This is a genomic window from Synechococcus sp. A15-28, from assembly GCF_014280175.1.
Lineage (GTDB): Bacteria > Cyanobacteriota > Cyanobacteriia > PCC-6307 > Cyanobiaceae > Parasynechococcus.
This window is the reverse complement of sequence record NZ_CP047931.1, coordinates 785,454-804,528: the sequence shown is the minus strand read 5'-3', so window position 1 is coordinate 804,528 and position 19,075 is coordinate 785,454. Positions and strand designations below refer to the sequence as shown.

The window sequence follows — 19,075 nt, the reverse complement described above, 5'->3', positions numbered from 1 at the left end:
GCAGAGTCTCCCTGCTGAGCAAGCCCAGCCCTCCATGGACCAGAACGATCCCCTGCAACAGGCTGGTGCCATTGCAACCGCCATCGAACAACTGGCCGATCAGCTGTGTCCTGAGGTCATCCGAGCGGCCCGCCAGGACGAGACCGGTCGCCGCGATCTCGATCGGATCGAGTATGCCCTCGGCACCATCGGCAAGGCGCTGATCCTCACGGATTACAGCATTGATGAAGAGAAAGACATCGACAAACTCAAGGCTTTCCGTGAATCCCAGAAGGGGATGGGCTGATTAGTTCAACAGGATGACCAGCGCAACACGCGGTGGCTGAGGCTGCCGTCGTTGTGAATCTCCAGAAGGCGCCCCCCCGGATCATCGGCCCGGCCGAGAGGACAGGGCTGCACGCACTGGAAACCGCGCAACGTGGAGGGACACCCCAGCAACGGCACATCCGGACGCTGGGGCCAGGATCCTTGCCAGTGCTGATGGATGTGACCGAAGACGACGGCCCGCAGCGCGGCATGGGACTGAAGGATGGCTGCCAGCTGGTGGTGATCGGTGAGATTCATCGTGTCCATCACGGGGTGACCGATGGCCACCGGCGGATGATGCAAAGCCACCACCAGAGGCAGATCCCGGCGCACAGGATCGGCGAGGCGTTGCTGCAACCAATGCAGCTGATGGGTCCCGAGCCAACCGGCGGAACAACCGCTGCGATGGCTGTTGAGCAACACCAGTCGCGTCCCTTGAACAATCAGCTCGGCGGGAGCCGTGCAGAAACGACGACCCAGCACGGCCTTCAGCAGCAGCGGGTGATCGTGGTTGCCGGGCAACAGGCCGACGGGAACGTTGACGTGACGATCCAGCAGGCGTTGCAGGCGGACGTAGCCGCCCCAGCTCTCGTCCTGGCAGAGATCACCGCTGATCAGCAGCAGATCGGGACGTTCGCGCTGCCCCTCCAACAGGGCTCGTTCCAGCAACGCAAGGGCCGGTCGTTCCCGCACCATGGCCGCATCGGCGGCCACCAGATGGGGGTCACTCAGCTGCAGGATCCGCATGGCTCTCGGGAATGGACTGCCAACCACTGATCCAGCGGGAGCGATCCTTCAGATCCCGCCATAGCACCCGCTCGCGATGCTCCGGTGCCAGCACGGCCGCCAGCTCCACCCATCGCTGATCGCCGCGGCCACCCTGCAGCACCAGCTGGAAGTGCCGATACCCCCCGACCGGAGCCTGACTGGTCCAGGCCCGGGCAGGATTCCAGCCCATCAGCCGGCGAGGAACACCTGGCTGATGGTGCTCTCCAGCACGTGACCGGAGGAGACGATCAACTCGGTGTTGTCTTCGATGAACTGCTCCATCACGCCGGGCTGGGCTTGCATCACAGCGCACACCTTGCTGGGGTCCTCCTTGCTGACGCCGCGATAGAGCGAGGTGATGCCGGCAGCTTTCTGGAAGGGAGCTGACTCGTCGTACACCTTGGCCCATTCGCTGAAGGGCTTGGTGATCGTGAAGGTGAGCACGTGGGTTTCCATCGATGTAGCGAGAGCAGCGCCCGGAACGTACACCGTTCTCCGCACAGCAGCATCACGGATTGAACGCTCTCATTAATGACTACTGTTGAGAACAGTTGATCCCGGTTGGTGTCGCTGTCCTCCCCGTCTGCTCCCGCCAATGGATCCCTGCAGCAGGGCCTGCATGAAGACGGTCGTCGTCTGACACCCCAGCGCAAACGGGTTCTCGAGTTGTTCGAACACCGTGGATCCGGCTGTCACCTGAGCGCGGAGGAGGTGCATCAACAACTGGCCTCCCTGCAGCTGAAGGTCTCACTGGCCACTGTGTACCGAACCCTGCGCCTGCTGGCGGACATGGGGTTTCTGCAGGAGTTGGAACTCAGTGAAGGGGGCCGTCGCTTTGAGCTTGCCCAGGGTGATCACCGTGATCACCATCACGTGGTGTGCATCCGCTGCGGACGCACCGAAGAATTCGAAAGCGAGCCGGTGCTGATGGCCGGTGCCGATGCCGCCCAGCAGTTAGGGTTCAAGTTGATCGAATCCAGCCTGAATGTGCGGGCTCTCTGCCCGGATTGTCAGGACTGACGCACTCCGCTACTTGGGGTGTTCATTGCAGGGCATCCAGTACCGGTCACCCATGCGATGCACCCCCTCACAACCCAGAAGCTTCGACTGGGCTTCCGCCTCCTCACGGCTGGGGTAGGCCAGGTAGCGAGGGTTGGTGGTGGAGCGGATCTGAATCAGCCCCATGCTCATCGGCCCTGCTGTGATCACCCCCATCGTGTTCACCCCGACCGCCACCAGTCCCATCCCAACGATGGCGGCGTTGAACACACCCATGGCCACCACACCGATGGAGACGACCCCCATCGGCACCACACCGATGCAGATCACCCCCATCGGGACGATGCCGATTGAAATGGTGCCCAGCGGGGCAACCCCGATGGCAATCCGCTTCGGTTTGCTGCCGCAATGTCCCCCTTCCGTTGCCATGGCTCAGTGTCCGTGCTGCTCGGACTGACCATGCTTCTCACAGACCATCCACATCTCGCCCATGGCATGGGCCCCCTTGCAGCCGAAGCCTGGAGCCGCCGCCTCCGCTTCAGCCCGCGTCTTGAACATCGCCTGCTTGGGTTGTCCTCCATGCTCATGCGCTGACACAAGCCCGCCCCAGAGCCCCAGGGTCAGCAAAGCGAGCAACAGTCCAGCAGGTGACACCAGCCGTTCAGCAACAGCATTACATCATGCCCCCATGGTGAACAGTCGCTCCGATGGATGGCATGACGTGGTCGTGCTGATGCCCGAGCACTTCAATGACGCCCTGGAAGCCGTGCTGGCCGTACGGGAGCAACGCACCGTGGTGCTGAATCTGAGTCGCCTGACTCCTGAGCTGGCCCAGCGCGCTACTGATCTGGTGTCCGGAGGGGTCCATGCCCTGGATGGCCAGCAACAACGCATCAGTGAGATGGTGCTACTGCTCGCTCCCGCCGGTGTCGCCATCCACCGCATCGCTGCAGCGGAACCGGGTCAGCCCTGAAGAGCTCCACCGCAGCTGGATCCCGCTCCGGCCGTGCAGCCGAAGCAATGCTGCGCCGTTCGAATCCGATCACTCTCGATCGGGATCGAGGCATCCAGAAGATCGCTCAGGTGGCGGACATGCCCCTGGGTTGACAGGCCAAGTTGCTGATTGAAATCGCAGTCATACAGATTCCCCTGCCAGTCGACGCTGAGCAGTTGGCGGCACATCACCGCCGCAAGATTGGCAGGGTTGTGGGCCTCCTCCAGCAAACGCTGATAGGCCGCCAGTCGACCTTGCAGCTCCAGCTGACGGGAAAAGCGCTGAATCGGCATGTTGGCCAAGGTCAGCAACCGATCGAAACGGATGCCCAGGAATCCGAGTTCGCGCTTGTAATCCGTCTCCAGAACCTCTTGGGCTGGAGGGAGAGACGGACCCTGCGGATTGAACACCAGGTCGAGGGATCGCTCTGGATCCCCACTGCCGTACCCGAGGGCATTCAGCATCCGCAACCCCTCAAGGCTGCGTTCAAACACCCCATCGCCCCGCTGTTGGTCGACATTGGCGGCGCTGTAACAGGGCAGGGAGGCGATCACACCGACCCGCTGGTCAGCCAGAAACTGGGCCAAGGTGTCCTGTCCAGGCTCCGAAAGAATCGTGAGATTGCAGCGATCGATCACGGAAACCCCCTGATCCCGGGCCTGGCGCACCAGGGAACGGAAGTCGGGATGGAGTTCCGGTGCCCCGCCGGTGAGATCCAGACAACGGATCGCTCGATGCTCCAGCACGGACGGGATCAGCGCCACCAGCTCCGCGCTCATCATTTCGGTCCTGGTGGGACCGGCATTGACATGGCAGTGGCTGCAGCTCTGGTTGCAGCGGTAACCGAGGTTGACCTGAAGGGTGGTGAGCACCCCGCGCTGAAGGGGGGGAAACGGCAGGGAACGGGCGATCAGCACCAACGAGTTCAGGGAATTGGATCATTTCAGATCAAACGACCCAACCGTGGATCTGACCGCTGCATCACAAGTCATCCGTATCAATCACAACAAAAGATTGAGTCATTGCTGGATGACTTGATGGATCACGCGTTGTGACCGTCCCTCAGCAATCTCGAGAACAATCTCATACTGGATCCCGGTGATTGATATCAGGCCGATATTGCTGAAGCCCCAGAACTGGCTCACACTGAAGGGATGCAATCCTGCCCCGTGCGCCCCCTGCCGCTGCTGGCGATCTGCCTGGCATCAGGCTTGCTCGGCATAGGGGTCGCGTTGTGGATGCACCCAAACAATCAGTCCGAGCGTTCGCTGCCGCAGTCGATCAGCGGGATGGTTCCCCAGATCGAACCGCCAATCCCGCCTCCATCGAGAGATCAACTAACGCGATTTCTTCCGAATCAGACGTTGGACGTGCATCGCTCCGATGGCGCGAGCATCAGCATCGGTTACACCAGCGTGATTGTGGATCCCCGCTGGACCACGATCGAATTCTTCGGTGGCTGGAACCGGGAGATGGAAGCCAACATCGATGAGGAGGCACTGTTGTTCACCTCTGGGCCCACCTTTGCCCGGGCGAGCGGCAATGGTGACTTGGCCATGCGACTCCATGGAGACCTGATGCTGGCCAATGGGCTGTGGCCCTCAGGCAATCGAGCCGCCGCCGCCGAACGGGCCTGGGTTGGGATCAGCCGTTCCGGTGAGCTGGAGTTCGGCTATGGCCCGCTGACGCCCGAGCTGGAGCAACGGTTGCGGGTGTTCATCGGTGGACTGCATGCGTTCACCAACACCACTCAAGACGCTCCACGCTCTTACGCAGGTGTTTACGGCGAAATGCGACTCGCGGATGTGCGCATCGTCTACGGCCTGCGGCCGGATGGACAGCTTGAACTGGTGGAAACAGCCGACGGAGTCCTGTTCAGCGATCTCCAGAGCTTTGTCAGCAGCAAGGGGTTTTTGGCGTCCTACCTACCGGACCATGCCTCCAAATCGCGTCTGATCGTTCCCGGGAAACGCCCCTGGAGCCACGAGCATGCGGTCTGGGTGAGCGGTGGCAAGCCCTCGATCACCCAGATGCCGTTCCTGCTGAAAATCAGGCCGTCTCAGGACTGGTACGACCGCCAACCCGCCGTCGCTGAGCCAGAGCCTGGAACCAGCTGATGTACTCCGCCGGCCCTCCCGGCATCAGCACATCCAGCTCCAGGGGATCCTCTGAATCACTGATCCCCAGCAGGCGGCCATCAGTCAGGCTGGGGCGATCCACCTCGCCATGGCTGCTGTCCACCAGGATCACGCGGTTGGGTTGATGACTGCAGACACCCAGTGCCTTCAGCAGTGTGAGAAAGCCACGATCGCTGCCGCCCCGGAGCCAACCGCTTCCGTCGTCTGTCGGCGTGGACGTCACCGTGTCGCCCACCCCCACCAGGAGCGGCATCCGCTCCATCGGCAACCGTTCCTGGGCTAACCGCAGCAGAGCCCCATGGTCCCGGGGCGCCGTGCGCACGTTGAAATCTTCCCCCAGCGGGACAACTCCGTGGCGGCGGGCCATGTGCTGATTGATCAGCACCAACAGGCCGGCTTCCTTGAGCGATCCCGTCAACATGAACTGAATGTCCGTGGTGCCGACATCACCAGCGGCGGCAGGCTTGGCACGCTCACGACCATCGGCATCACGGCCGAGGTTGGGGGCAACGTGCAGAAAGAACGATCCCTCCAGCCCCGCGGCGTCGGCCTCCTGCAGCAACTGCTCCATCAGGTCGGCCAGCATCTGTTGAAGACGCCGCTGACGGGGCACATCCCCCGGCACCAAAGCGAAGACACCATTGAGGTTGATGGTGGGCGACACCTGGGTGTCGAGCACGGCCTGCTGAGCCAGGGTCTTCAGCTGCTCCGCAGACACTCCCGGCAATTCAGCCGGCAGCCGCTCCAGCAGCAACTGCTCCATCCGCTGCGGCGCTGAAGCAAGAAACAACATTTCGGCATCACTCACCCCCGGGTGGCTGAGCTGACCGAAACGGTCCTGAAGCTGAACACCGCCGGCGGCCAGGCCCGGCAAGTACAGACCCTGTTGATCCGGCCTGACCTGATCCCCCAGGGCCGATTCCACCAGCCGGTTCACGCCGCGACGTCCCTCGTGCTCGCCGTTGGTGAGCACCACGAAGCTTCCGCGCAGGTCCGCCGCAGCATCCACGTAGCCTGCATCCATGCGGCGGGTGAGGGGATCTTTCACCAACTGCATGCAGACGCCATCGAGGTCCTGGACGATCAGCAGGTCCTCGACGGAAGTGAGTTCCTCGAGAAGCTGAGCCGGTGCTAGGCGCGGCATGACGGACGCGGCGACGAACAAACCTGGCGATCATGGCCCCATTGTTCGGCCAGACGATGCATCCCACCTGGACAGAGCAGTGGTGGCCGATCAGCTACCTGACGGATCTGGATCCGAAACGGCCCAATCGCTTCACCCTGCTGGAGCGCGATCTGGTCATCTGGTGGGACCGCATGGAGGACTGCTGGCGCGTCTTTCCCGACGTCTGTCCCCATCGGCTCGTTCCCTTGAGTGAGGGGCGCATCAACGAGGCAGGTCAGCTCGAATGCCCGTACCACGGTTGGAGTTTCGACGGTGAGGGCCAGTGTCGTCTGATCCCCCAGGCCCTGGAGAACACCCAACCGGACAGTCGGCGCTCCCGCTGCGCCAGCCTGCCGACCGCCAGCACTCAAGGGCTGCTGTTTGTGTGGATGGGCGCCCCGGACAGCGCAGATCCCAAGCAACTGCCGCTGGTGCCGGCACTGGAGGAGAACCCCGACAGCTGGACGGTGCAGGACACGTTCCGCGACCTGCCCATGGACGCCGTCACCCTGCTGGAGAACGTGCTGGATGTGAGCCACGTGCCCTTCACCCACCACAAAACCGTTGGCAAGCGGGACAACGCAGCACCGGTGGAGGCCACGATCACGGAGGAAGACGCCAGCGGCTTCAGGGCTTACTGGGAGGAGGGGCCACGGCGGGGCAAGCTCGGCGCCCAGTCCACCACCTTCCTGGCACCGCAGCTGATGTGGCACGACCTCACCGCCAAGGGTTTCGGTCGCATCCTCACCGTGGTTTACGCCGTACCGATCCGTCGCGGCGAATGCCGCCTGTTTGCGCGTTTCCCGTTCCAGTTCCAGTCAGCTCTGCCAAGGCTGCTGATCGGTCTGCGACCCCGCTGGCTGCAGCACATCGGCAACCACAAGGTGCTGGAGGACGATCAGGTCTTCCTGCACTGGCAGGAGCGCACCCTGGCAGCCGCAGGGGGCAGTGCGTTCGCCGAACGGGCTTTTTTCCTGCCGACGGCTGCAGACGTCTACGTGGCTGCGTTGCATCGCTGGATCAACAACAACGGCGGCGAGCCGTTTGCCGGCCAGCCGCTGCCAGACCGTCAGCCGACAGAGGCGTTGATGGACCGTTACCACTCCCACACCATCCACTGCCGCAGCTGCTCAACAGCGCTGATCTGGATCCGTCGGGCTCAACCGGTCTGCTGGGGGTTGTTGTGGGCAGGAGCCATTCTCATTGGCCTCAATGGAGGCTGGTGGCTCATCAGCATCGGCCTGATCGTCAGTGCCACCGGAGCCCTCGGCCTGAGGCAGACCAAGCGCTGGGAACGAGGTCTGCTGGTCGGCGATGGCCAGGCGCCACGGAATCAATCGACCTGAATGGGCTGTCCTTCCCAGAAAGCCGTTACTTGATCGGCATCGGAAGGAGAGTTGGTTTCACCTTGGCACCCACCTTGCCGTCCACCGTCACCTTGCCCTTGATGCTGAGCGGGTCCTTGACGGACACCTCGCCCTGAACGGTCACTGGCGTCTCGATCGAGGTCACCTGAGCTTTGGCCTGCACATCCCCCTTCACCTGCACCGTTCCCTGCAGCGCCTTCACCGTCAGCGGACCTCTGATCGTCAGTGGATGCTTGTTCGCGACAGACACGGGGTCATTCACCACAACGGGTAGCGGGGTTGCGCTGCTGATGTTCACCGTCGGCGGCAGCACCAGCTTGTCCACCTGCAGACCACCTTCAATCGCGATCGGAATCGGCTGGCTCAGCAATCGCACCGCCGTTTGCGCCAGAACCAGAACAGCTCCTCCCAGGATCAGGCTCGACCCCACCAGGGCGATCGGCCAGCGATAAGCGAACAGCAACTCCTGACGGGACGACGGCATCACAAGGAACCTTTTCCGCACTAAACCGCGTTTGCTCAAGCCATGCCCATCACCTTGCGGTAGGCCGGTCGCTGCTGCGTGCTGGTGATCAGGCTCTGAATCGCCGGATAGGGGGAAAGATCCTCCTGGGGAAAGAAGATCGGCAAGTAAGCCAGATAGGCCGTCACCGCACAATCAGCAGCACCCCAGTGATCCCCCACAAGGGGTCGACCAGGCGCGAGTTGGCGGTTCAGTTCCTCCATCAACCTCGGGAACTCCCGTTCACGGTTGCTGGGCACGAACAGGGCAATGGCCAGAGTCGCGTTGGCAAACAACAGCCATTGCGCGATCAGCGACCGTTGCGATGCCGATGTGATCTCACCGGCATGGTGCTCCGCCAGATGCAAGAGGATGGCCCCCGATTCGAACAACGTCAGCGGTTGGCCGTCCATTCCCTGACAGGACGTGTCCACCAGAGCCGGCAACTTTCCGAATGGATTGATCGCCAGATACTCCGGCTGACGGTGCTGGTTTCCCCGCAGGTCCAACTCCTTCAGCTCATAGGGAATTCCCTTCTCCTCGAGGTACCAACGCGGCATCGAGGCTCGCGTTCGGGGACCGCCGTAAAGGGTGAGGGTCATGGCCCAGCAGCTGCATCGGCCCAGTCTCCTGAACGGCGGAGTTCATAGGCTGCCCCCATGCGCAACTCCTTTTTCGATCAGAGCCTGGATGCGGCCTCGATCCGCTTGCGAGTCCGTGAAGTCATGGCAGGCAAGGTGGGGTTCTACAGCGTTGGGCTCTACCCCGCTTCGCTGGCCTACAACTGCGCCATGCAGAACGAGGCTGGCCGATTGCTGCTGGCCCCTCGCCCTGCCCGGCAGCTGCTGGGAGCCTTCGCTCAGGAGGTTGTTGACAGCATGGATGGTGAGCATGTCGAGCGGGTGCTCGACATGGGAACCCATCGCGTTTCGGGGGAACGGGTCCCCAACACGCTGCAGGACCTGATCCTGCGTTGCGAACTGGTGGTTCTCAGCGCCAACAGCAACCATGTTGAAGAGGATCTGCTGGAGGCCTGCCGGCTGCGGGAGGAACTGGGACGGGAGCAGGTGGTTCTGGCCTGCCTGGCCGGGTCCTTCAACCACGACCCGATCAGCAACACCGCCTATGTGCTCTGTGAGAAGCAGCCGAACCTGGCCTTCTTCTCCGGATTCCACCGCCACGGAGCCCTGCGCAACCCGTTCGACAGCTTCACGGCCAACTTCTGCCACCCCAATGCCCTGATCGCGATGCTGGGGGCTCAGCTGCTCGATCAGCTCTCCCCGAATATTCAGGTGGCGGCAGGGGTCCACAACGTGGAAGGGCAGTACATCAAGGCCGCCAAGAACATGTCATCGGTGTTTGCCGGGTTCGGCTACGCCTATCACCAGGAGAACCCAGGGGTGCTGCCGACGCTGCTCACCTTGCTTCTGGATCAATGCCTGGATCAGGCCGCCACCGTCTCCATGGCTCGCCCGGATCGGCAGAAGCTGTATCACCGCCAGCCGATTCCCCTCACCGAACTGGGCTATGCGGTGCCGCGCATCGAAGCCACGTTGGTGCGGGATGGCGACTTTGAGAAAGTGAGGGATCACACCTTCACCCAGCTGACGGCGATGGTGGCGGATGTGAGGGGCAGCATGATGCAACCCAGCTCCGGCAAGCCAACCCGCAACTTTCAGGCGGGTCAGGTGATGGCAACCCTGATGCGCCGGGAAGAGCGCTGTCCCACCTCCATGGAGGAGCTGGAGCAGAGCTGCGAGTCCGCCGGACTGCCCAGGGGCGGTCTGGAAGGTCTGAAGGCTCTGCGCTACTGGCCTCAGATCGCCCGCAAATACGCCATCCCCCCCCACGACGCCTCGATGGTGAACCTGTTGTACATGGCCCTCTACGGGCGACCTGCGGTGAAGGAAACGGCCTATCGGGTGATGACCGACAGCCGTGAGCTGTCCAGTTACTGCCAGGAATCGGTGCGTCCAAGCCACAGTCGTCGCTACGCCGATGCCCTCCAGAACCTTGAGGTGCCGGACGCACTGGATCTGGTGGTGAATGCCGTGATTGCCGATAACGCCAGACGCGCCATCCGCGGAGAGGTGAACCTCGACGAAGGTGCGAGCAGTTCCGGGCCGGCGTACCTGCAGTTGATGGAGGCCATCGAGAGCCAACTGGACGGTTAGTCGCCTGGCTTTCCGCACACCTGACCCTGGCGATCCAGCGAATCAGCGCGACATTTGCAGCCTGAGACCACTGAGATTCCCTTGAGCCAGGCCGTTGAAGCCATCGCGGGTCGCTTTCATCCCCGCGAACGCATCACGGCCATCCGCTCCCTCGGGTCAGGCAACGTCAACGACACGTTCCTGGTGACCCACCAGGGCCATCGCCCCAGCGGCCCTGCAGGCTCTTTTGTGCTGCAGCGGCTCAGCAGGCGTGTGTTTGAACGCCCCGAGCTGGTGATGCACAACCTTGTGGCCCTTGGAGACCACGTTCAGCGACGACTGGCTTCACCACCAGCGGAACTCTGCGGCCGCCGCTGGGAAGTGCCCCAGGTGGTGCGCTGCCGGCAACAAGGGCACTGGGTGGAGCAGGACGGAGAGTTCTGGCGTTCCATCACCTACATCGGTGCTGCCACCACCACGGATGTGATTCTCGACCGCAATCACGCTCGCGAGGTGGGCTACGGGCTGGGCATGTTCCACAGCCTGATCAGCGACCTCCCCGCAGACCAGCTGAAGGACACGCTTGAGAACTTTCATGTTACGCCGGCGTATCTGCACCGTTACGACACCGTCATCAAATCGTGCCATTCCGAGGGCCCGGGCGTTTGTGCCGCCGGCGCCTTCATCGAGGCACGGCGTCACGGCATCGATGTTCTGGAAGCTGCTCTTCAACGCGGAGAGCTGCAGCAGCGCCCGATCCACGGCGATCCCAAGATCAACAACGTGATGATCGATGAAACCAGCGGGCATGCCGTCGGACTGATCGATCTCGACACCGTCAAGCCGGGACTGGTCCACTACGACATCGGCGATTGCCTGCGCTCCTGCTGCAACCCCTCCGGCGAAGAAACCGACCAACTCCATACGGTGCGCTTCGACCTCGAACTGTGTGAGTCGATCCTTGAGGGTTATCTCTCCGTGGCTCGACATTTTCTCAGTGACTGGGATCTGCACTACCTTCCGGACTGCATTCGTCTGATCCCCTTGGAACTCGGCCTGCGCTTCCTGACGGATCATCTGGAAGGGGACGTCTACTTCCGCACCGAGCGTCCCGGCCACAACCTCCAGAGAGCTGCCGTGCAGTTCCGCCTGACCGAGTCGGTCGAGCAGCAGCTCCCGCAGATCAAGTCCATGGTGCATCGCCTGGCGGGTTGCTGAGATGGCACGCCCCGCCGTGATGCTGCTTCAGGCCTCCCGCCTGGTTCCGTTTGAACGCTCCGTTCCCCAGGCGCTCCAGGTGAGTGGTGAACTGATCTGGAGCCGGAACGGTCAACTGGAGCTCAGTTTCGGCGTCTTGGCTGCCGCGGCTTCCGGCCTTAATGAGCTCGTGGTGCCTGACGGTCTGATCGATGGTCCTCAGGTGGCCGGGCAGCGCCGCGATGAGCTCTGGACCACCACCTGCTTCGAGGCATTTCTCGCCCTTCCGGATCAGCCCGGCTACTGGGAGATCAACCTGGCCCCCAACGGGGACTGGGCGCTTTACCGGTTCGAGGGCTACCGCTCGGGCCAATGTCAACAGCCCCTGCAAAGCCCACCGGAGGTCACCCTGCGCCGCTGGCATCACCAGCTTCGTCTCGATGCCCAGCTGGATCTGTCCCCCTGGTGGCCGGATGAACGCTGCCCGGAGCTGGCCCTCACCACGGTGCTGGATCGAGGCGCCAACGGCATCAGTCACTGGGCCCTGCGCCATGGCGACAGCCGGGCCGACTTCCACGACCGCAGCACCTTCCTGCAGGCCTAGGCAGAACCGGTAGCTTCGGCCGAAAGGCTTTGCTCCGCCATGGGACGTCATTCCGTCCTGATCACCGCAGCTCTGGTGGCTGTGGCCGGTCCCATCAGCATCGAACTGATGCACCAGGGCATCTGCACAACCGCCAACAGCCCTGCTCTTTCAGCTGCAGCACCCGTTCAACGGCGCTATCCAGGCGTTCCAGCCCAGCCGATGGCCGCCGCCACCCTTTTGGCATCCGTGGAAGCAGCCCTGCGGGACCCGTCCACAGCCAAGGCTGATCTGCCGGATCTGGGGCATCGGCAACAGGTGATCTATCGGGTGCTCTCCAAGGACCCCGTTCGCTCGGCTGCGGTGTTGGCCGCCCTTCCAACGCAATGGCGGAGCATTGCAGAACGACACCTGGCGGCCCGTCGGGAATTCCTGAGCATGAGCCGCGGCCGTGGCCCCTCCACCCTGCCGGCCTGGCGGATCATTCCGCCGGAGCCTGCCGACAAGCTCATCAGCTACTACAAAAAAGCCGAGGCAGCGACCGGCATCGAATGGGAGGTGCTGGCGGCGGTCAATCTGGTCGAAACCGGCATGGGACGCATCGACGGCGTGTCGGTTGCCAATGCCCAGGGACCGATGCAGTTCCTGCCCACCACGTGGGCGGAGCCCGGCATCGGCGCCGGCAACATCCGTGATCCCCACGACGCGATTCAGGCCGCCGCTCGTTACCTGGTCCGCCGGGGAGGTCTCAAGGACATTCGGCGTGGTCTCTGGGGGTACAACAACAGTGACTACTACGGACGCGCCGTTCTTCTGTATGCCTCCCTGATCAAGGAGGACCCGCGTGCTTACACCGGGCTGTACCACTGGGAAATTCACTTCAACGCTGACGCCGGCGACCTCTGGCTTCCCGTCGGCTACCAGCAGCAGCGCCCGATCTCGGTTCAGGACTACCTCCGCCAGAAACCTGAAAGCCGTCCACCGGCGTCCTGAGGCCTGCCCACTACGCTGCAGGAATCCGTCAAACGAAGCAGGGCGTGGCGCAGGAACTCTCCCACCGCGGTGAAGAGCTGAAAGGTCTGGGCTGGAATGGACCCGATGTGTCCCGGTATGTCGAGCTCTGGGAGTATCGCCAGCGCTGGGGGGCGATGAACCTCGAGCGGGAGGATCGGCTGTTCCTGCGCAAGGCGGAGAACGCCCTCCCGGCGATTCTGTCCGGACGGGCGGCGGCCAAGAAACCGATCAAGGACAAAACCTATTACCGCTGGCTGCGCTTCCACCTGGAGGCCATGCAGCAGGCGGAAGCCGACATGGGGCTGGCCGATGGAGAAACCGGTGCCTGGCCGGTGATGCTGGAGGCTGAACTCAGAATCCTGGATCACTACCAACCGGTCCTGGGGTTGCCCGACACGTTGAAAGCCAAGGCCCTGGCTCCGATTCGCGAAACCCTGGCCAGCCAGGTGGCAGCCCTGGGCAACGTCAAAGCCTTTCACTTCGAAGCAGCTCTCAATGCTCTGAAGGAGAAGGAGAACAACCGCTGGAAACACCTGCGGGACGGGGATGGCAGCGACCGCACCTATCCCATCCTCAGCGCTGAGGCGCGAGGGGGATTCCACGCCGAAGCCCATGACGCGATTCACAACCTGATCCGCAGCACGTTCCCCTCGCTGGCGGATACGGACAAACCTGAGCTGTCCCATGACTAGAACAGAGGGATAGCCGCTCACTTCCGGCCCGATGTCTCAGCGTTTCGAAACCCTCCAGCTGCATGCCGGCCAGTCTCCGGACTCGGCCACCAACGCCAGAGCGGTGCCGATTTACCAGACGAGCTCCTACGTCTTCAATGACGCCGAGCACGGCGCCAACCTGTTCGGGCTGAAGGAATTCGGCAACATCTACACCCGTCTGATGAACCCGACGACGGATGTGTTCGAGAAACGGGTGGCGGCCCTGGAAGGGGGGATGGCTGCACTGGCGACAGCATCCGGCCAGTCAGCTCAGTTCCTGGCCATCACGAATTGCATGCAGGCGGGAGACAACTTCGTCTCCACGTCGTTCCTTTACGGCGGCACCTACAACCAGTTCAAGGTGCAGTTCCCTCGGCTGGGCATCGACGTGCGCTTCGCCGATGGCGACGACGTGGACAGCTTCGCTGCTCAGATCGACGACAACACCAAGGGGCTCTACGTCGAAGCGATGGGCAATCCCCGCTTCAACATCCCCGATTTCGAAGGCCTCTCAGCTCTGGCCAAGGAGCGCGGGATTCCGTTGATCGTCGACAACACCCTGGGGGCCTGTGGAGCCCTGATGCGTCCGATCGACCACGGCGCGGATGTGGTGGTGGAAAGCGCCACCAAATGGATCGGTGGCCACGGCACCAGTCTCGGAGGCGTGATCGTTGATGCCGGCACCTTTGACTGGGGCAATGGCAAATTCCCGCTGATGAGCCAACCCAGCGCGGCGTACCACGGCCTCGTCCACTGGGATGCCTTCGGCTTCGGCAGTGATGTGTGCAAGATGCTGGGCGTCCCGGACAACCGCAACGTCGCCTTTGCCCTGCGAGCCAGGGTCGAAAGTCTGCGGGACTGGGGTCCGGCGATCAGCCCCTTCAACAGCTTCCTGCTGTTGCAGGGACTGGAAACCCTCAGCCTGCGGGTGGAGCGCCACACGGAGAACGCCATGGCCCTCGCCACCTGGCTGGCCTCCCACCCCAAGGTGGAGCATGTGAGCTACCCGGGCCTGAGCAGCGACCCGTATCACGCCGCTGCCAAGAAGTACCTGACAGGCCGGGGCATGGGATGCATGCTGATGTTCTCGCTCAAGGGCGGATACGACGATGCGGTGCGCTTCATCAACAGCCTTCAACTGGCCAGTCATCTCGCCAACGTGGGGGATGCCAAAACCCTGGTGATCCATCCGGCTTCGACAACCCACCAGCAGCTCAGTGAAGAGGAGCAGGCTTCAGCTGGCGTGACCCCCACCATGGTTCGCGTCTCCGTGGGGCTCGAGCACATCGACGACATCAAAGCTGACTTCGAACAGGCCCTTGCCTGATTGACGACGCCGACCTGCCCATGGCACTGATTCTTCCCCGCGACTACCACAAGATCGGTGCCGTCGAACGCAACCGGATCTCCTGGATCGAACCCGCCCAGGCGGAGCGTCAGGACATCCGGCCCCTGCGGATCGGCATTCTGAACATCATGCCCCTGGGCAAGCAGTACGAATTCAACCTGCTCCACCCCCTCGGGCTGTCGGTTCTGCAGATCGAACCGGTGTGGATCCGGCTCGCTTCCCATGCCTACAAAAGCTGGGATCATGAGCACCTCAAGGATCTCTACGTGAGCTGGGAGGAAGCGCTGGCCCAGGGACCACTGGACGGGCTGATCATCACTGGCGCACCGGTGGAACACCTGCCCTTCGAGCAGGTCACCTACTGGACGGAACTGGTGGAACTGATCGACGAGGCACGCCACAGCTGTGCCAGCACGCTGGGGCTGTGCTGGGCCGGCTTTGCTCTCGCCTATCTGGCAGGGGTGGACAAGGTGCCGTTCGATCGCAAGCTGTTCGGCATCTACCCGTTGCGGAGCCTGATTCCAGGGCATCCCCTGATGGGGACCCAGGACGATCGGTTTCTTTGTCCTCAGAGCCGCCACGCCGGCTTGCCCGACAGCGCCATGGAGTCAGCTCAGCGCCAGGGCCGACTGAGGCTGCTGGCCTACGGACAGAACGTCGGCTACACCATTTTCGAAACACCGGACCAGCGCCAGCTGATGCACCTCGGTCATCCGGAGTACAACGTGGGGCGAATTCTGGGAGAAATGGAACGGGATCGGGCCCGGGGAGATGTGCCGCCGCCGGAGAACTTCGATGCCGACCACCCCCAGACCTCCTGGCGATCCCATCGCAACCTGCTGTTTCAGCAGTGGCTGTGGTTCTGCTATCAGCGGGTGAGCTTGAGCGCCTGAGCTTCGGACTGCACCGAATCGGACTGCTCGGACTGCACCGCAAGGACCCGTTCCGGTGCAGACCTGCGGTTGAGCTCCCGCTCCAGGGCAACGATCCGTCTCTCCCGCAAACAATGCCGGCAACCTCCCAGGGTCTGAAGGTGCTTCTCCGGAGTGATCGTGATCTCCTGAACCGGGTGATGCGTGCAGTGGATCTTCACCGGGCTCTTGAAACTTCTCCAGATGATCTGGCTGTAATCGAACTGATCACCGAAACGCTGCCTAGCGCGCTTGAGAAATTCGTCCTGTGTGATTCGAGCTCCCATGCCTAGGAATGTATGGGAAGAGCCCTGGTGAGCTGCAGTCCCTTCATGGGACGTCATCCTTCCGCGAAGCCGAAGCTGTTCAGCTGTTGGACCAGATCAGGAACGATCAAGTCCGCCAGCTCTCGACTCGTCTCGCTGCTGGGGTGCACCGCATCAACAAAGTCAGGGGCTTCAAGTCTGTCCCACGCCGCTTTGAGGTTCAGAACGGCAACAGAGTCATTGGAAGCAAAGTGGCGTTCCAGCTTGCGTTGAACCTTCGCGCCGATGCCATCCACGATCGCGACCAGGCGATCGAACGTTGCCGAGTCGAACGCATCAGCCAACGACTGGACCTCAGGGGTTGCCGTCAGCGGGAAGGCTCCAGTGACCACAACGTCATCCACCAGACCGGTCAACCGATCGACCCCACGCCGGAGATTGCAAGCGATTCGTTTGGCATTCCTGCGCATCAACTGACGATCATCACGTCGATCCTCCGTGTCGAGCGCTGCCATGAAAGCTGAGCTGTCCTCCAGTTGATCGAGAAGATCATTGGCTCCAGCAGAGATCAACAGATCCACATCGCTCAGCGACTGATAAACATCGGCATGTCGACGAACAGCCCGCACCTGTTGCTTGAACCCGGAACCGGACTGGGCTCCCCCATGGGCGTAATTGTGAAGCTGAGCCGACTGAGGGCGGAGAGAATCCTGGAGGGGAAACAACTGAACATCCTCTGGATCACCACCCATGGCAATGGCGATCTGCTCCCCAAGCACCAGATCGTCCGTGGCACGCGACACGTTACCGGCATCCATCAGGCTGTCGCCAAGAATCAACAAGGTTGATGTCATGGGCGAGACGGAGTCACAGAACCAGTCTGCGTCGTCCTCGTTGCCTTGGACGCTCCGCCGCAATTGGCTGTTGCCGGTGAACGCCAACCATTGGGAATCCATGCTGATGGACAGAATCCAGTGGCAGCAACCGATCGTTCAGGTCTATGGCCGCCACCACCCGGTACCGCGCCTGACGATGTTCCTGGCAGAACACGACGTGTCCTATCGCTACAGCGGCACCCAACACTGCGGAGAAGGCTGGCCCAGCTGGTTCGTACCGCTCTTGGATCAGGTCAGCACGGCATGCCGATGTCGATTCAATGGTTGCCTGCTGAATCTCTACCGCCACGGTGAAGACCGCATGGGCTGGCATGCCGATGACGAAGCAGAAATCGATCAAAGCCAACCGATCGCGTCTCTTTCCCTGGGTTCAAGTCGAGACTTTCAGTTGCGCCACCGTCATCAGAAACAGCACCGCCACACACTGACTTTGAGCAGTGGCGATCTGCTCGTGATGCATCCAGGTTGCCAACAGGATTGGCTGCATGGTGTACCGCAGCGCAAACGCATTACAACCCCCAGAATCAATCTCACCTTTCGCTGTTTTCAAGCTGTTTAAGCAGACAAAACCCCGCTCAAAATCAAACAACGTGATTGATGCGATAGCCCAGCACCGTTAAGGCTGAAATCAATAGAACAAGCCCCAAAGAGCCGACAAGATCCACCTGCTGCATCTCAAATCCCCGATCCCTACCCTGCCAATGTACCGACAGTTGACGGACCGTCACAAGGGCTGAATACCGGCGGATCGCCGCCTCTTCACAAAACGTATTGACCAAGGAATTGTGTTCTCCCGTAATCCGCCTGAATGAATATGAATCAGTGCATTCATCCTCCAGTTGGCATCAACAAGGACAGCGCCATCCCCCATGCCGGAGCCGTGATCAACGACAAAACAGTGCTCCAGAACACAAGTCCAGCCGCTCGCTCTTGATCAACACCAACCGACTCGGCAATTAACAACAGGGAAATCGCTGTCGGCGCAGCACCCTGCAAGGCGATGGCCTGAATCATCACGGGATCGAGCCTCAATCCGATCCCCAACAGGAGCAGCAGCCCTGGATACAACAAAAGCTTGACCAGCATCGGGGGCATCAGCCCCAGGCGCAGCGGCGACCACGACACGACTTCGCCGGACAGGCTCCCCAGCCGCATGCCCACCACCATCAACGCCACAACGATCACGCCCCTGGAGGGCCACCAGAGCGCCTCGGCAACAGCAAAACGCCAGGGGGTCCACTGCACCAGAAGCGCCCCCAGCAGCCCCCGGGTTGCGGGACTACTGCTCAGGCTGAGCAACCAGCCGCTCCAGACCGTCGAACGATCCAAACGAGCGCCACCGATGAACACCGGACCAAGACTCCAGGTGAGCAACGTTGCGCCAAGGTCGTAGCCGATGCTGATCGCCAGAGCCTCCGTCGGCAGAAAAGCCAGCGCCAGGGGAACGCCGACATAGGCGGTGTTGCCGATGCAACTGCCGAGCCGCATCGATCGGGCGGAAAGACCGTGTAATCCCGGCAGTCGATGGGCCAGGAGCAGCATCAGGGCGATGGCGAGAACGGCCAGAGCCGCAGCCAGAACCATCTGCCCCCCGAGCCCACCTCTCAACAGAAGACCCATCACGCTGATGGGAACACCGAAGTGCACCACCGGGATCGCAAGACGCGCTGAAAGGTTGGGACGCCTGCGTCCGCACCAGAACCCGATCAGCAGAGCGGGAAGCAACCACAGCAGAAAACGCAGCATGGTTGACCG

Annotated in this window: 26 protein-coding genes; 13 read left to right on the top strand and 13 right to left on the bottom strand. The window is 62.1% G+C overall.

Features of this window, described 5'->3' with window-relative positions:
* The first annotated feature begins 34 nt into the window (after positions 1–34).
* Complete coding sequence (locus tag SynA1528_RS04290; protein ID WP_186587852.1) at positions 35–286, top strand: hypothetical protein; 252 nt, start codon at positions 35–37, stop codon at positions 284–286.
* A 5-nt stretch (positions 287–291) separates the two neighbouring features.
* Here the strand turns inward: SynA1528_RS04290 and SynA1528_RS04285 are convergent, their stop codons facing one another.
* From SynA1528_RS04285 to SynA1528_RS04275, 3 genes are read right to left on the bottom strand one after another with little or no spacing between them, the layout of a single operon-like run.
* Positions 292–1,053 (bottom strand): metallophosphoesterase, encoded by a 762-nt coding sequence (locus tag SynA1528_RS04285; protein ID WP_186587851.1) that lies wholly within the window; start codon positions 1,051–1,053, stop codon positions 292–294.
* Complete coding sequence (locus tag SynA1528_RS04280; protein ID WP_186587850.1) at positions 1,031–1,264, bottom strand: TIGR02450 family Trp-rich protein; 234 nt, start codon at positions 1,262–1,264, stop codon at positions 1,031–1,033. The genes SynA1528_RS04285 and SynA1528_RS04280 overlap by 23 nt, the downstream gene beginning before the upstream one ends.
* Positions 1,264–1,530, bottom strand: coding sequence for a DUF3764 family protein (locus tag SynA1528_RS04275; RefSeq protein ID WP_186587849.1), 267 nt, complete (start codon positions 1,528–1,530; stop codon positions 1,264–1,266). Before SynA1528_RS04275 ends, SynA1528_RS04280 begins: the two co-directional genes overlap by 1 nt.
* 108 nt (positions 1,531–1,638) lie before the next feature.
* Between SynA1528_RS04275 and SynA1528_RS04270 the strand changes: the two genes are divergently transcribed.
* The gene (locus SynA1528_RS04270; protein ID WP_502707730.1) at positions 1,639–2,094 is read left to right on the top strand and encodes a Fur family transcriptional regulator; all 456 of its coding nucleotides are present in this window, start codon (positions 1,639–1,641) and stop codon (positions 2,092–2,094) included.
* 9 nt (positions 2,095–2,103) lie between these two features.
* Here SynA1528_RS04270 and SynA1528_RS04265 read toward each other — a convergent pair whose 3' ends face one another.
* The gene (locus tag SynA1528_RS04265; protein WP_186587848.1) at positions 2,104–2,502 is read right to left on the bottom strand and encodes a DUF3721 domain-containing protein; all 399 of its coding nucleotides are present in this window, start codon (positions 2,500–2,502) and stop codon (positions 2,104–2,106) included.
* Between the two features lie 3 nt (positions 2,503–2,505).
* A complete protein-coding gene (locus SynA1528_RS13210) occupies positions 2,506–2,727 on the bottom strand; it encodes a DUF3721 domain-containing protein (protein ID WP_502707729.1) in 222 nt (73 codons plus the stop codon).
* Positions 2,728–2,761: 34 nt separating this feature from the next.
* On the opposite strand from SynA1528_RS13210, the gene SynA1528_RS04255 reads away from it, so the two are divergent.
* On the top strand, positions 2,762–3,046 hold the full coding sequence (locus SynA1528_RS04255) for a cell division protein SepF (RefSeq protein ID WP_186587847.1): 285 nt from the start codon (positions 2,762–2,764) through the stop codon (positions 3,044–3,046).
* Here the strand turns inward: SynA1528_RS04255 and arsS are convergent.
* Complete coding sequence (gene arsS / locus SynA1528_RS04250; RefSeq protein ID WP_186588270.1) at positions 3,037–3,984, bottom strand: arsenosugar biosynthesis radical SAM (seleno)protein ArsS; 948 nt, start codon at positions 3,982–3,984, stop codon at positions 3,037–3,039. The two genes, SynA1528_RS04255 and arsS, sit on opposite strands and share 10 nt — an antisense overlap.
* 237 nt (positions 3,985–4,221) lie before the next feature.
* Between arsS and SynA1528_RS04245 the strand changes: the two genes are divergently transcribed.
* Positions 4,222–5,184: a hypothetical protein gene (locus SynA1528_RS04245; protein WP_186587846.1), complete on the top strand. Its 963-nt coding sequence runs from the start codon at positions 4,222–4,224 to the stop codon at positions 5,182–5,184.
* On the opposite strand, the gene stpA is transcribed toward SynA1528_RS04245, so the two are convergent.
* Positions 5,117–6,349 carry a glucosylglycerol 3-phosphatase gene (stpA, locus tag SynA1528_RS04240; RefSeq protein ID WP_186587845.1) on the bottom strand — a complete coding sequence of 411 codons (1,233 nt, stop codon included), beginning with the start codon at positions 6,347–6,349 and terminating at the stop codon, positions 5,117–5,119. The genes SynA1528_RS04245 and stpA overlap by 68 nt on opposite strands.
* A gap of 56 nt (positions 6,350–6,405) precedes the next feature.
* On the opposite strand from stpA, the gene SynA1528_RS04235 reads away from it, so the two are divergent.
* Positions 6,406–7,716, top strand: coding sequence for an aromatic ring-hydroxylating dioxygenase subunit alpha (locus SynA1528_RS04235; RefSeq protein WP_186588269.1), 1,311 nt, complete (start codon positions 6,406–6,408; stop codon positions 7,714–7,716).
* A gap of 25 nt (positions 7,717–7,741) precedes the next feature.
* On the opposite strand, the gene SynA1528_RS04230 is transcribed toward SynA1528_RS04235, so the two are convergent.
* Both SynA1528_RS04230 and SynA1528_RS04225 read right to left on the bottom strand, forming a co-directional pair.
* Positions 7,742–8,221: a hypothetical protein gene (locus tag SynA1528_RS04230; protein WP_186587844.1), complete on the bottom strand. Its 480-nt coding sequence runs from the start codon at positions 8,219–8,221 to the stop codon at positions 7,742–7,744.
* A gap of 35 nt (positions 8,222–8,256) precedes the next feature.
* Positions 8,257–8,841, bottom strand: a complete 585-nt coding sequence (locus SynA1528_RS04225) for a glutathione S-transferase family protein (protein WP_186587843.1) — start codon at positions 8,839–8,841, stop codon at positions 8,257–8,259.
* 57 nt (positions 8,842–8,898) lie between these two features.
* Here SynA1528_RS04225 and SynA1528_RS04220 point away from each other — a divergent pair, with 57 nt between their 5' ends.
* The 7 genes from SynA1528_RS04220 to SynA1528_RS04190 all read left to right on the top strand — a co-directional run bounded on the left by SynA1528_RS04220 (position 8,899) and on the right by SynA1528_RS04190 (position 16,140).
* On the top strand, positions 8,899–10,413 hold the full coding sequence (locus tag SynA1528_RS04220; RefSeq protein WP_186587842.1) for a DUF8648 domain-containing protein: 1,515 nt from the start codon (positions 8,899–8,901) through the stop codon (positions 10,411–10,413).
* Between the two features lie 81 nt (positions 10,414–10,494).
* The gene (locus SynA1528_RS04215) at positions 10,495–11,610 is read left to right on the top strand and encodes a phosphotransferase enzyme family protein (RefSeq protein ID WP_186587841.1); all 1,116 of its coding nucleotides are present in this window, start codon (positions 10,495–10,497) and stop codon (positions 11,608–11,610) included.
* Between the two features lies 1 nt (position 11,611).
* On the top strand, positions 11,612–12,193 hold the full coding sequence (locus SynA1528_RS04210) for a DOMON-like domain-containing protein (protein WP_186587840.1): 582 nt from the start codon (positions 11,612–11,614) through the stop codon (positions 12,191–12,193).
* Positions 12,194–12,232: 39 nt separating this feature from the next.
* The gene (locus tag SynA1528_RS04205) at positions 12,233–13,165 is read left to right on the top strand and encodes a lytic transglycosylase domain-containing protein (RefSeq protein WP_186587839.1); all 933 of its coding nucleotides are present in this window, start codon (positions 12,233–12,235) and stop codon (positions 13,163–13,165) included.
* Positions 13,166–13,209: 44 nt separating this feature from the next.
* The gene (locus SynA1528_RS04200; RefSeq protein WP_186587838.1) at positions 13,210–13,878 is read left to right on the top strand and encodes a hypothetical protein; all 669 of its coding nucleotides are present in this window, start codon (positions 13,210–13,212) and stop codon (positions 13,876–13,878) included.
* A 31-nt stretch (positions 13,879–13,909) separates the two neighbouring features.
* Positions 13,910–15,226, top strand: a complete 1,317-nt coding sequence (locus tag SynA1528_RS04195; RefSeq protein WP_186587837.1) for an O-acetylhomoserine aminocarboxypropyltransferase/cysteine synthase family protein — start codon at positions 13,910–13,912, stop codon at positions 15,224–15,226.
* 20 nt (positions 15,227–15,246) lie between these two features.
* The gene (locus SynA1528_RS04190) at positions 15,247–16,140 is read left to right on the top strand and encodes a homoserine O-succinyltransferase (protein WP_186587836.1); all 894 of its coding nucleotides are present in this window, start codon (positions 15,247–15,249) and stop codon (positions 16,138–16,140) included.
* Here the strand turns inward: SynA1528_RS04190 and SynA1528_RS04185 are convergent.
* Together SynA1528_RS04185 and SynA1528_RS04180 are read right to left on the bottom strand one after the other, a co-directional pair.
* Positions 16,116–16,445, bottom strand: coding sequence for a DUF723 domain-containing protein (locus SynA1528_RS04185; protein WP_186587835.1), 330 nt, complete (start codon positions 16,443–16,445; stop codon positions 16,116–16,118). The genes SynA1528_RS04190 and SynA1528_RS04185 overlap by 25 nt on opposite strands.
* A 53-nt stretch (positions 16,446–16,498) precedes the next feature.
* On the bottom strand, positions 16,499–17,278 hold the full coding sequence (locus SynA1528_RS04180) for an SGNH/GDSL hydrolase family protein (protein WP_186587834.1): 780 nt from the start codon (positions 17,276–17,278) through the stop codon (positions 16,499–16,501).
* Here SynA1528_RS04180 and SynA1528_RS04175 point away from each other — a divergent pair.
* On the top strand, positions 17,277–17,879 hold the full coding sequence (locus tag SynA1528_RS04175; protein WP_186587833.1) for an alpha-ketoglutarate-dependent dioxygenase AlkB family protein: 603 nt from the start codon (positions 17,277–17,279) through the stop codon (positions 17,877–17,879). The genes SynA1528_RS04180 and SynA1528_RS04175 overlap by 2 nt on opposite strands.
* Positions 17,880–17,901: 22 nt before the next feature.
* Here the strand turns inward: SynA1528_RS04175 and SynA1528_RS04170 are convergent, their stop codons facing one another.
* Together SynA1528_RS04170 and SynA1528_RS04165 are read right to left on the bottom strand one after the other, a co-directional pair.
* On the bottom strand, positions 17,902–18,099 hold the full coding sequence (locus tag SynA1528_RS04170) for a hypothetical protein (RefSeq protein WP_186587832.1): 198 nt from the start codon (positions 18,097–18,099) through the stop codon (positions 17,902–17,904).
* 49 nt (positions 18,100–18,148) lie between these two features.
* Positions 18,149–19,066, bottom strand: a complete 918-nt coding sequence (locus tag SynA1528_RS04165; protein WP_186587831.1) for an AEC family transporter — start codon at positions 19,064–19,066, stop codon at positions 18,149–18,151.
* Positions 19,067–19,075 lie beyond the last annotated feature (9 nt).